The organism is Streptomyces sp. NPDC050546 (assembly GCF_044457425.1).
Lineage (GTDB): Bacteria > Actinomycetota > Actinomycetes > Streptomycetales > Streptomycetaceae > Streptomyces.
On sequence record NZ_JBITGX010000014.1, the window covers coordinates 193,465 to 205,809 of the forward strand.

7 protein-coding genes, 1 tRNA gene and 1 pseudogene are annotated in these 12,345 nt (G+C 68.9%); 6 read left to right on the forward strand and 3 right to left on the reverse strand.

Annotated features, from left to right (window positions below; translation table 11 throughout):
• Window positions 1–227: 227 nt before the first annotated feature.
• Entirely contained in the window at window positions 228–2,528 is a 2,301-nt protein-coding gene (locus ACIBK5_RS31440; protein WP_399024770.1) for a transglycosylase domain-containing protein, read from the forward strand.
• A 79-nt stretch (window positions 2,529–2,607) separates the two neighbouring features.
• On the opposite strand, the gene ACIBK5_RS31445 is transcribed toward ACIBK5_RS31440, so the two are convergent.
• A complete protein-coding gene (locus tag ACIBK5_RS31445; protein ID WP_215119938.1) occupies window positions 2,608–3,072 on the reverse strand; it encodes a GatB/YqeY domain-containing protein in 465 nt (154 codons plus the stop codon).
• 159 nt (window positions 3,073–3,231) lie between these two features.
• Between ACIBK5_RS31445 and ACIBK5_RS31450 the strand changes: the two genes are divergently transcribed.
• The 4 genes from ACIBK5_RS31450 (at window position 3,232) to ACIBK5_RS31465 (ending at window position 6,495) form a co-directional block, all read left to right on the forward strand.
• On the forward strand, window positions 3,232–4,158 hold the full coding sequence (locus ACIBK5_RS31450; RefSeq protein ID WP_399024772.1) for a metallophosphoesterase: 927 nt from the start codon (window positions 3,232–3,234) through the stop codon (window positions 4,156–4,158).
• Window positions 4,159–4,242: 84 nt separating this feature from the next.
• The gene (locus ACIBK5_RS31455; protein WP_399024774.1) at window positions 4,243–5,013 is read left to right on the forward strand and encodes a Pr6Pr family membrane protein; all 771 of its coding nucleotides are present in this window, start codon (window positions 4,243–4,245) and stop codon (window positions 5,011–5,013) included.
• 47 nt (window positions 5,014–5,060) lie between these two features.
• Window positions 5,061–5,134, forward strand: a tRNA-Pro gene (locus tag ACIBK5_RS31460).
• A gap of 293 nt (window positions 5,135–5,427) precedes the next feature.
• Complete coding sequence (locus tag ACIBK5_RS31465; protein ID WP_399024776.1) at window positions 5,428–6,495, forward strand: FUSC family protein; 1,068 nt, start codon at window positions 5,428–5,430, stop codon at window positions 6,493–6,495.
• Window positions 6,496–6,533: 38 nt separating this feature from the next.
• Here ACIBK5_RS31465 and ACIBK5_RS31470 read toward each other — a convergent pair whose 3' ends face one another.
• Window positions 6,534–7,310 (reverse strand): hypothetical protein, encoded by a 777-nt coding sequence (locus ACIBK5_RS31470; protein WP_399024778.1) that lies wholly within the window; start codon window positions 7,308–7,310, stop codon window positions 6,534–6,536.
• Window positions 7,310–11,272, reverse strand: a complete 3,963-nt coding sequence (locus ACIBK5_RS31475; RefSeq protein WP_399024780.1) for a hypothetical protein — start codon at window positions 11,270–11,272, stop codon at window positions 7,310–7,312. The genes ACIBK5_RS31470 and ACIBK5_RS31475 overlap by 1 nt, the downstream gene beginning before the upstream one ends.
• Before the next feature lie 634 nt (window positions 11,273–11,906).
• On the opposite strand from ACIBK5_RS31475, the pseudogene ACIBK5_RS31480 reads away from it, so the two are divergent.
• A pseudogene (locus ACIBK5_RS31480) lies at window positions 11,907–12,342 on the forward strand (restriction endonuclease); the annotation flags it as partial.
• Window positions 12,343–12,345 lie beyond the last annotated feature (3 nt).

Here is a 12,345-nt window from a genome sequence, read left to right on the forward strand (position 1 = left end):
TACATAACCTTCCCGGCAAACCGGGACAGTTCAGTTGCGTCACAACGGACGCCGTGTGACACACAAGGCGGATTCGGACACGACCCCAACAAAAAAGTTGGGGAACACCCAGAACGATTCGGGGTCGCCGGACGTATTGATACGTGGCCTCACTGCTGTGACAGTTGAGAGCAGCTTAGGCCAAGGCCTATACGCCTGTCCGGCGAATGAGAACGTAGGCTGCCCTCATGCCAAAGAAGAGCTCGGGCGGTGGTCTGTCTCCTGCGCAGCAGGCCGCCAAGTTCCTCGGTGTCAGTGTCCTCGCGGGAGCCGTGCTGGCCGGCATCGCGCTGCCCGCCGTGGGTGCGCTGGGGCTCGCGGCGAAGGGCTCGGTCGAGAGCTTCGACGAGCTCCCCGCCAACATGAAGACGCCGCCGCTGAGTCAGCGCACCACGATCCTCGACGCCGAAGGCGGCCAGATCGCCACGGTCTACTCGCGCGACCGCACGGTGGTCCCGCTCAAGGACGTCTCGCCGTACATGCAGAAGGCGATCGTCGCGATCGAGGACTCGCGCTTCTACCAGCACGGCGCGGTCGACCTGAAGGGCGTCCTGCGCGCCCTCAACAAGAACGCGCGCAGCGGCGAGGTCTCCCAGGGCGCCTCGACCCTGACGCAGCAGTACGTGAAGAACGTCTTCGTCGAGGAGGCGGGCGACGACCCGACGAAGGTCGCGCAGGCCACCCAGCAGACCATCGGCCGCAAGATCCGCGAGCTGAAGTACGCGATCCAGGTCGAGGAAGAGCTCGGGAAGAAGAAGATCCTCGAGAACTACCTGAACATCACGTTCTTCGGCCAGCAGGCCTACGGCGTCGAGGCCGCGGCCCAGCGCTACTTCTCCAAGTCCGCCAAGGACCTCGACATCCCGGAGTCGGCCCTGCTCGCCGGCATCGTCCAGTCGCCCAGCCGGTACGACCCGGTCAACGACGAGGCGGAGGCCACCAAGCGCCGCAACATCGTGCTCCAGCGCATGGCCGCCGTCGGCGACATCTCCCGGGCACAGGCCGGCGAGGCGATGAAGGCGCCGCTCGGCCTCAAGGTCAGCAAGCCCAGGAACGGCTGCATCACGGCGGTCAAGGGCGCGGGCTTCTTCTGCGACTACGTGCGCGAGGTCTTCCTGAACGACAAGGTCTTCGGCAAGACCAAGGAGGCCAGGGCGAAGGTCTGGAACCAGGGCGGCCTCACCATCCGCACCACCATGGACCCGGCGGCCCAGGACTCGGCACAGCGGTCCATCAAGGACCACGTCTACACGAGCGACGAGGTGGCCACCGCCGCCAGCATCGTCCAGCCCGGCACCGGCAAGATCCTCGCCATGGGCCAGTCCCGTCCGTACGGCGTCGACATCAAGAAGGGCGAGACGACCCTCAACCTGTCCGCCGACGACGACATGGGCGGCGGCATGGGCTACCAGCCCGGTTCGACGTTCAAGCCGATCGTGGCGGCGGCGGCCCTCGAGGACGGCATGCCGGCCAACAAGGTGTACTCCTCGCCGTACCAGATGGCCTACCCGAGCCCGGTCTCGGCTTGCGGCGGCAAGCGGTGGGCGAACGACCGCTCCAACCCCGCCAAGCTCGAGAACGAGAACAGCTCCGAGGTCGGCCCGTACGACATGAAGGAAGCGACCGCCAAGTCGGTCAACACCTACTACGTCCAGATGATCAGCGACATCGGCATCTGCCCGGTGACGACGATGGCGAAGAAGATGGGCGTTCAGCGGGCCGACGGCGACAAGATGCCGCAGGTGCCGTCCATCGCCCTGGGCACCCAGGAGGTGTCCCCGCTGACCATGGCGAACGGGTACGCGACCTTCGCCTCGCGCGGCATGTACTGCACGCCGGTCGCCATCGAGTCGGTCAGCCAGCGGGTCGGTGGGGAGACCAAGTCGCTCCCGGTCCCGAAGTCGACCTGCTCGCGTGCGATGTCCGAGAAGACCGCGGACACGATCAACGCGCTGCTGAAGGGCGTCGTCGAGGACGGTACGGGTTCGAAGGCCGGCCTCAGCGGCCGTCCCAGCGCGGGCAAGACCGGTACGACGGACGAGCGCTACGCGGCCTGGTTCGTGGGCTACACGCCGAACATGGCCGGCGCGGTGTGGGTCGGCGACCCCGCGCACAAGCGGAAGATGTCCGGAATCACCATCGGCGGCCGGTCGTACGGCAAGGTCTTCGGTGGTGAGGTCCCGGGTCCGATCTGGCGCGACATGATGTCGGGCGCGCTCGAGGGCAAGCCCGTCGAGCAGTTCAACGACATCCACATCCCCGACGGCGGCCACAAGGGCCGCGGCGACGGGAACCGTGACGACGACGACCGCGACGACGGGGACAACGGCAACGGCAACGGCGGCTTCATCGGCGGCCTGGTCGGCGGCAACAACAACGGCGGCGGTGGCGGCGAGCCCATTCCCACGCCTTCGTTCTCCCTCCCCGAGGGCTTCTTCCGGGGCCAGGACAACGGCGGGGGCAACGGCAACGGCGGGCGGTTCGGCTGAGCCGACTGTGTGAGCGAACAGGGGTGGCCCCCTCTTTCCCGTACGGGAGGAGGGGGCCACCTGTTTCGTCTGCTGGTGATCAGCCGGCGAGCAGCTTCTTCACCACGGCGGCGACGCGGCCGCCCTCGGCCAGCCCGGCCACCTTCGGGTTCACGATCTTCATGACCGCGCCCATGGCCCGCGGCCCCTCGGCGCCGGCGGCCTTGGCCTCCTCGACGGCCTGGGCCACGATCTGCTGGAGCTCGTCGTCGGACAGCTGCTTGGGCAGGTACTCGGCGAGCACCTCGCCCTCCGCCTTCTCCCGCTCGGCGCTCTCGGCACGACCGCCCTGCGCGAAGGCCTCGGCCGCCTCGCGGCGCTTCTTGGCCTCGCGGGTGATCACCTTCTGCACCTCGTCGTCGGAGAGCTCGCGCTTCTCCTTGCCCGCGACCTCCTCCTTGGTGATCGCGGCGAGCGTCAGCCGGAGCGTCGAGGAGCGGAGCTCGTCGCGCTCCTTGATCGCAACGTTGAGGTCATCCTGCAGCTTCGACTTGAGCGTGGTCATGGGGCTGATTGTCGCAGGTGCGGGAGGAAGGACGCCCCCTGTTTTGCGGGGCGGTGGCGGAGTGGTGGCGGGGTCGGTGGATCGAAGCGCCGGTGCCGCGGGGGCATTTCGGGCACCGCCCCGGCAGGTGCGACGTCCGGGGTCTGAGACGATGGTCGTATGCGCGCGCGATACGGAGTCCCCCTGGGAATCGCGGCGGCTGGTGCCGCCGGTCTGTTGTACGCCGCGGGCTTCGAAGCCCGCTCCTTCCGCCTGCGACGGGTCACCGTCCCGGTCCTGCCCTCCGGAATGCGCCCACTGCGTGTGCTGCAGGTCTCCGACATCCACATGGTCGGCGGCCAGCGCAAGAAGCAGCGCTGGCTGCGGTCCCTGGCGGGTCTGCGCCCCGACTTCGTGATCAACACGGGCGACAACCTCTCCGACCCGGAGGGCGTCCCGGAGGTCCTGGACTCGCTCGGCCCGCTGATGGAGTTCCCGGGCGCGTACGTCTTCGGCTCGAACGACTACTACGGCCCCACGCTGCGCAACCCCGCCCGCTACCTGCTGGAGAGGGCCCAGGGCCGTCACGGCCTCAACGGCAACGCCCCGGCCGTGGGTGTGGTGCACAACCCGTGGGAGGACCTGCGGGACGGTTTCGACGCGGCGGGCTGGCTCAACCTGACCAACACCCGCGGCACGCTCAAGATCGAGGGCGCCGAGCTGGAGCTGACGGGCCTGGACGACCCGCACATCAAGCGGGACCGCTACGCGCAGGTGGCCGGCGGCCCGTCCGACTCCGCCGACTTCTCGATGGGCGTCGTCCACGCCCCCTACCTGCGCACCCTGGACGCCTTCACGGCCGACGACTACCCCCTGATCCTGGCCGGCCACACCCACGGCGGCCAGCTGTGCATCCCCTTCTACGGCGCCCTGGTCACCAACTGCGACCTGGACACGGACCGGGTGAAGGGCCTGTCGACGCACACGGTGGAGGACCGTACGTCGTATCTGCACGTGTCGGCGGGCTGCGGTACGAGCCGCTACACGCCGGTACGGTTCGCGTGCCCGCCGGAGGCGACGCTGCTGACACTGGTGGGGCGGGAGTAGCCGGGGCTCGCGACCGGATGGGCGGGGTAACCCACACAGCCCGCCCACATCGCCCCCTATGTCCGTTTCTGTCAGCGTGGGGGCATGACCGCCCCGATACCCAGGGACATCCCGGACCTGCCCGCGATACCGGGCAGGCCCGCGCTGAAGCCCTCCCCCGTCCCGGCCACGGCCGTCGTCAGCCCGGTCCGCCGCCCCGCGGCCGCGGCCTTCCGCCTGCTGGTCGCCTGCGCGGCGGCCGTCGGCGTGACACTCGAACTGCTCCTCGGCGACGCGTCCCGGGCCCTGGGCTACTTCGCGATCCAGAGCAACATCCTGCTCGCGCTGGTCATGGCCGTCTCGGCCCGCCGCGCCTGGACGGCCGGCCGCCCCCTGCCGGGGGCCCTACTGGGCGCGACGACCCTCTACGTCGTCATCGCGGCCCTGGCACATCACCTGCTCCTGGCGAACGAGGCCAGCCCCTTCTCCCTCACGGGCGCAGCGGCCCACCCGACGGGCTGGCAGGCCCTCACCCACTACACCCTGCACACGGTGACCCCGATCGCGGCCGTACTGGACTGGCTCCTGCTCACGCCCCCCGGCCGCCTGCACCTGCGCCAGGCCAGCACCTGGCTGCTCTACCCCCTGGCCTACCTGGCCTTCTCCCTCGTCCGAGGCGAACTGCTCCTCCCGGGCTCGTCCGGCCGCTACCTCTACCCCTTCCTGAACGTCGACCAGGACGGCTACAAGAAGGTCCTCGGCAACGCCCTCCTCCTCGGCCTCTCCCTCTACGCCCTGGCGATCCTCCTCGTAGCCCTCGACCACGCCCGCCCGAACCCCCTCCGGCACCCCTGGAAAACCGGATTTCGTCTCTAGCCACCGGTGGGCTAAAGTAAACGTCGTCGCCGCGACAGCAGCGACATCGGGGTGTAGCGCAGCTTGGCAGCGCGCTTCGTTCGGGACGAAGAGGTCGTGGGTTCAAATCCCGCCACCCCGACGCTGGTCAGAGGGCCATTCGCATGAGTGCGAATGGCCCTCTTTCGTGCTTGGGGGCCAAGTCGGGGGAGCCAAACGAAGCTGATCTAGTCGACCGGGCAAGGTCCACAGGTCCGGTGATTGCGTACGAGTTGTCTTGGCCCGGGTCCTGCGGGTCGCCTCGCGTTGGTCTCCGGTCGAATCGCAGAATGCGGCGTACCCGGTGTCGAGGCGATTAGGGCGGCTATGGCCAGTGAGAACGCACCCGTAGGCCGCCCTGTCGTCCAGGGGACGGTCAAGAGCTGGTTGTCAAAGTTGTTCGAGCTCAACCCCTCGGGGCTGAACTGGCAGCGCGGGGTCGCGATGCTGGATGTCGGCCTCGTGCCGCTGTTCGTGTTCTGGGCGATCGGGCATGAGCAGTATCTGCTCAGTGTGCTGTTCGGCCTGCTGTTCGCTGGGCTGACGGATCCGGGAGGCGGCTTCGGATATCGGGCGTCGCACATCGCTGTCTTCGGGCTGATCGGCGCGGGGCTGACCGCCCTGGGATTCGCCCTGGGGGCAGAGGCTTGGGGCTGGATGACGCTTGCGGCTTTCGCGGTCACGCTGGGTGCCGGTCTGGCCGTCGCGTTCGGTGTGCGCAGATTCGTCGCCGCCCTGCTGCTGAACGTGTGGTTCATCGTCGCTCTCGCGATGGCGTTCGGCCTGCATCATTCCGCCCGTGTCACCAGCCACACCTGGGCCCAGGTGCTTGCCTGGACTGGAGGGGCGGCGCTGTGGATCGCGGTGGCGTTCCTGGTCTGGCTGGTCCGCGGGCGCCGGGACCTGCCGCAGCCGGTCGCGGAGCTGCCCGGCGACACTTCACGGCGGAAGCTGACGCGGCCGGTGATCATGTTCGCGGTGATCCGTGCTGTGGTGGTGGCCGGAACCGTCGCGCTTGCGTTCGGGCTGGACCTGTCCCATGGCTCCTGGATGTCGTTCGCGGCGATGGTCGCGATGAAGCCGAGTCTGGGGCAGGCCGCGTTGATCGGCGCGCAGCGGCTTGCCGGAGCGGCGATCGGTGCCGGCATTGCTGTGCTGTTCCTCCTGGTGCCCGCCGGTGAGCACGGAGAGCAACAGTTCGCGGTCGAGCGAGGGCTCGAGGTCGTCGCGCTCATCCTGTTCATGCACGCGATGGCGATCCGCTTCCTCAACTACACCCTGTACTGCGCGGCCATCGCCGCCGGCGTGCTGATCCTGTTGGACCTGCCACAGCCCTCCGACTATTCGGCCGAGGGCTACCGGGTCCTGTGGACCTTGTGCGGCGTGGGAATCGGTCTGCTCACCATGCTGTTCACGGGCCTGCTCGCCAAGCGCACTGCCAAGGGCCCACCACAGCCAGCCTGAACGAGAGGTCCGCCACGCGGAAGACATCACCACCTGCCTCAGGAGCACGAGGACGTCGGAACCGCTGTGGCGGAACCCTGGCCGTCGTCGCCGGGGGCGGGCCGGGTGAAGCGGTAGCACTGGGCGACTGCCGCCTCCGAGCTCGAGACGAGGACGGAGACGGTCAGCTTGTCGCCCTCACGCGCCACGTTCCTGACGTCGAAGGAACGCCGTCCGGTGGGGTCGAGGGCCTTCTGTACCCCGGTGCGCGTCAGGTCCTCGGCGTACATGCTCGAGATGCGTGTCAGCGCGAGGCGGACGCGGCTGGCGATCTGGGTGCTCGGGCGGCATACATCGTCGTCCCGCTCGGAAACCCTAGGCGTCCACGCCTGCCCGGGGCGGGGGGTGTAGGTGACGACGAAGCACCGGGTCACCTTGACGGGCCCGCCACCGGGGAGCATGAGGTCTTCGTCGTACTGGGCGGATCTCGCGGCGGTGGCGGTGAACTCGCGGCGGGACGCGTCGTAGGTGATCACCGGGGCTTCGGAGTGCTGCCAGATCACGCCGGTGAGGGCGTCGGCGTCGGTGGTGTCGCTCGTGCCGAGTGCGCGGGCCGTGTCGTCCGCCGTGGCACGGGCCTGCTTTCCGATCGAGGCGAATGCCTTCTCCTCGCGCTCCCTGTTGACGTTCCCGTCGTGCCAGTGCCGGTACCACAGCCAGGAGACGACGATGCCGAGAATGACGGCCAACGCGATCAGGACGGTCAGGCAGCCGGTGGTCACGAGGCCGTTCGCCCGCCTCGTGACCACCGCACCGCCGGTTTTGTCAGGTGCCACTAGCTGCCTTTGTATCCGATATCGGCCAGTGCCTGATCCATGACCCGGGCGTAGCCCGTGGTGCCGGCGTTCTTCGGGTGGAACGACTCGAGGCTGGCACAGACGTTCTCCCCGGGCCAGGGCAGGCAGGGAGCCTGGTTGGCCGGGTCCCCGTCGTGGAAGTCGCCGTCGCCGTTCGGGCCGGCGACGATGCGGTTGATCCACTCGTCGCCGTCACAGATTCCGTGTCCCCGGAAGGCGGGTATCGGATCGGCGAAAGCCACCTTGGTACCGGCCTTGCTCAGCTCTCCCACCTTGGCCTTCTGCTTGTCGCGCACATAGTCGGCCAGTTGGTTCAGCGCGTCGAAGTCGGCTGTCACGCACTGCTGGTCACTGACCAGGCGGGGGTAACCCATGAGCACGATCTGTGCGTTCGGCGCGGCAAGCGCGATCTCGTCGATCAGGCTTCCGGTGTCCGCGACCGCCTGGTCGACCTTGCCCGTGTAGTCGGCCGGGTCGCACACCCCTATGACGTAGCAGTTCGTGACGGCGTTGGTGAAGTTGTCCCCGTCGTTACCGCCGATGGTCAGCATGACCAGGGTGGTGTCCGGGCTGAGGACGCCGGAGTCGAGCTGGGTCTTCTCGCGGTAGTTGCCGATCTGTCCCCATGATGTGGGGTTCCCTGCGGTCAGCTGCCAGGTGTGCGCCCCGGAGCAACTGACGTCCAGGAAGTCGACGGTGGTGCTCCTGTCCTTGGAGAGCTGGCCGAGGCTGGTGCTCTGACCGGGCAGCAGGACCTTGCGCGGCCAGGAGTTGTCGCCGCGACGGCAGGCGTTCCAGGTGCTCTTGCCGTGACCCCTGTCGGACTCGGGCGAGTAGGACCCGGACCCCTCACCGGAGGTGTAGGAGTCGCCCATCGCGACGACCATGTGCTTCGGCTTGCCCGACAGCGGCTGGAAGGCGACGGCGTCCCAGGCGACGTCCTCGTCCGCGGTGCCGTCGTCGGTGGTGTTCGTCAGCACCACCCGTGGCGTGCCGGTGAAGCGGTAGACACCGAGTTCGACCCAGGTGTTCTTGCTGAAGTAGGTGTTGACGTAGCGGTGGCGGTCACCGCCCGCGACTCCCTTGATCACGTAGTGGGCCTGCTGGGTGTGCGTCCCGGTGTCCGGCATGTGAGCAAAGACGCGGGCCCACTCGACGCTGCGGCCGAGGGTCCAGGTGCCGTCGATGGTCATCCGTGCGCCGGGGCCGCCGAGATGAGCGGTGTCACGGGTGTGCGTGTACCAGAAGTGACCGCCTTGGCCACCGCCGATCTGGTGCAGGTCTCCCTTGGCCTCGAACGGGCCGAGACCCGGTCCGGTCGACGTCGGGTTGGGATGGAACGTGAACTGGAAGTTCCCGGCATCGGTGCCCGAGGATCCGCAGGAACTGTAGGTGTCGACGTTGTCCGGGACGGACTCCACGATCAGCGCCCCGGAGGGGGCGGCGCCGCACTGCGGCGTGCCGTGCTGCAGCCGGGTGCCGCGGCCGGGCTCCTCGCGGAGTGTGACGTACTTGATGCTCTCGTTGCCGCAGTCGGCGTCGCAGTTCGGCTTCCATGTCACGTTCGAGCCGCGCCACCAGTACTTCTCGTAGCACGCGGCGTCGGGGCAGTCGGGCGGGTTGGCGGCATCGCAGTTGTTGGTGGCGTTGCAGAACGCGTCCAGCGGCGGCTTGACCCGGTCGCGCTGCCCCGGGTTGATCCACCAGGCCGGCCGGAAACCGGCGCTGGAGAACCCGGACTCGCCAGGCCAGTCCTGGCGTCCGTCGGTGGCGTAGGAGTAGCCGGTGTCCATGGACCAGGCCGACCAGCCCATCACCTTCTCCTGGTACGGCCAGTTCTGCGGCTTGGCCGCGTCGCGCGGGTCGGACATGAACGGGTGCCGGGAGGGCGGGTAGACGGGGTTCGCCGGGTTGTTGTACCAGCCCAGGCCCCACGGTTTGCCGTCACCCTTGTTCTCGTTGAAGCCGAGGTTGTAGTTCCACAGCGCGGCGAACCAGTTCTCCGGCTTCGACGGGTCGTCGTTGTTGACCGTGATGGTCTGCCCGGCGGTGTGCACCTGGTTCCACTTGTCCGCGAGGATGTACATCGACGCGGCGATGTTGACCGCGTAGTCCAGGGCCACGGCCTTCTGCTTCGCCGGAGGCAGGGACGTCTCGCCGGGCTTCTCGAGGCCGGCCAGGCGCATGCCGTCCGTGACCTGGCCGACGCCGTAGCCGCAGTCCGACAGGTGCCAGTTGATCTTCCAGTACGCCTCGGACGTCTCCCCCTTGTGCCCGTAGAACCCGGCGATCGCCGCCTGCGGGTTGCCCATCTGGCCGGGGATGGCGCCGCCCTCGGCCTGCCACAGGTTCGACTCCTGCGCGAGCACGCCCAGCAGCACCTGGGCGGGGATGCGTGCGCCCGCCTTGCCCTTCAGCGTCGGGGGAGGGAAGAGGCCCTGCGGGTCGACGGTGCCCAGGCCCGAGCGCCAGCCGCCCTGCTTGATCCACTTGGACCGCAGCTCGCCGCGGATCGCCATGTTGACGGCCCACTCGACCTGGTTGGGGGTCGGCTGCAGCGCGAGCCCCTTGACGTCGTTGCGGGGGATGGAGCACCAGCGGTCCGTGTCGACCGGATTGTTCGGGTCGGCCGCCTGTGCCGACCGCCCGCTCTTCCCGGGTGCCTGCCCCGTTCCGCCGGCCGCGCGCAGGGCGGGCGAGAACGAACCCTTCCCCGTACCACTGGTCGTGTCGGTGACCGTCTGGGTGATCTTCGCGCCGGTGGCGGTCGCGACACTGCTGACGGTCAGCGGGTCGGCGCTCTCGCCCGTGGGGTCCTCGGAGGTGCGCGCCCGGGGCGAGGGCTCCCCCTTGGTGAAGCCCTTGCCCGCGTTGCCGATCCGCTCCAGGCCCGCACGCACGCCAGGCATCAGCACGGGATCGACGGCCAGTCGGCCGAGGCTGGACACCTGCGTGTCCGCCGGAACGTCCAGGCGAGTCACCGCGGTGCCCGTGAGCTTCGTGTTCTCGGCGTTCCCGGTGAGGAACGCCCGGCCCTCAGTGCCCTGTTCGAGGGCCAGGTCTCCGAGCTTTCCCGACGCGAGCGCCGACGGCTTGCCCCGGCCCTTCCACAGCTTGGCGTGCGCCGTTTCGCCCTTGCGGTCGAGGAACGCGATGCCCTTGCTGGTGGGGCGGATGCCGAAGGGCACACCGTCCACGGCGGCCAGCCCGCGGAGCTTGCTGCCCGCCGGGTCGACGTGCACCAGCCGGCGACCGTGTGCGGCGACGAGGCCGTCCTTCGTCGGGACGGCCGAGGTCACCTGCCCGGTGACGGTGGTGTCGGTGGCCGTCCTGCCGCTGGTGTCGACCGTGAGGAGCCGGGTCCTGCTGTCGCGGAAGGCGGTGAACGCGGCCGTGCGGGTCTCGGGGTTGCACGACGGGTCGAAGTAGGCCAGCGAGGCGGTGAAGGGCAGTTTCGCCACCCGGCCGGACTTCAGGTTCACGACCGCGGTGAACGCCCCGCCCTGCATCAGGTCCGGCTTGTTCGTGAACGTACGCGGCGCGTACACGACGGCGGCGTGATCACGGTCCATGACGCAGGAGTTGCCGATCCATGTGTCCGCCGGCATGCCGGGCTCGGCCAGCGTGGCGACGGTCCGCCACTGGTAGGCGTCCTTGCTGTCCGCCACGAGGACCTTCAGGCCCCCGCTGTCCGCCGCGGTGGTCACCGCCCGGTCCGTCGAGGTCTTCCAGCTCTTCCCGAGCTTCCTGCCGGGATCCGGCACACGCGTCGGCGGATCGGACGACGGACTGCCGGACGGCTGCGGCGACGACTTCGGTGACGGCTTCGGATCGGGTGGGCTGGTGTCGGCGAACGCCGGCGCGGCTTGTACGAGCCCGGCCAGGACCGCGGTGGCCGCAAGGCCCGCGATGCCCACCCGGCTCGGTCTGCGAACTCTCAACTGCTCTCCTTCATGGGACTTTTCAGGCATGGAACGGGAAACCGGCGCAGCCCTCAGATGGACAGGGGCTGCGGTGGCCGACTGTGGTGACGTCCTCCCGGCCCTGAAGGACCGGGAACTTCCTGGCTGAAAACCGGGTGAAGCAGTGGCTGTTCGGCGGGCGCCATGAGGGCGGCCCTCACCTCTGGCAGGGATGCACCGCTGGAATGGTCCGCTGTACGGTCGCGGAAGCGGCGGGCTTGCGCTCCGCAGCTGTCGAAGGTGACTGCCGGCATCGCGGCATGGCGAACTTCCCCTCCCCCGTAGCGACGCCGGTCCCCCCGGTCGCTCACTGAAAGCGCTTGCGGGAGTTGTCATGTCCCGCCAAACGCAGCAGTCACCATAGACACAGACCACCAGCGCGCAACAAGGGATAACTGCCGCCTCACACGCTGAACTGACCTGAAACGTCTGCATGTCGCCACGTGCGAACCTCGGGCCACCTGAGCGGATCCCGTAAAGCCCTGGTGCGGGTAGGCCGAAAATCTCCCACGGAAGAGGGGCGTGAGGAGGGAGTCGCCGTCGCGGTGAGCCCGGGAGGAGCCGCACCCCGGGCAACGTGATGCGCTGCCGGGCGTCGCTACGATCACGGGCCATGGACTGGTTGGAGCGCGCCGCGAAGCTCAGGCAGTGGAGTCGGGACGGGGTGCGGGCTCCGCACAAGCCGTTGCTGCCGCTGTACGGGCTGGGCCGTTTCCAGGCGGATTCCGAGGGCGGGTTGCGGTACAGCGCGGTGGAGGCCGATCTGAAGCGACTGCTGGCGGAGTACGGTCCGGCGCGCGGTACGACCCCCGCCTACCCCTTTCATCGTCTGGTCAGCGACGAGATGTGGGAGATACGAACTGGCGGAGACGGACGCCCTGGCACCGCGCGGGCGTCGGCGGCGGGACCCGCGGATGCGGGAACTGGTGCTGACCGCCTACGAGTTCCAGTGCGCCTTCTGCGGCTACGACGGCATGCTCGACACCATGCCCGTCGGGCTGGAGGCCGCGCATGTGCGCTGGTGGGCGTTGGACGGACCGGACGACGTTGTC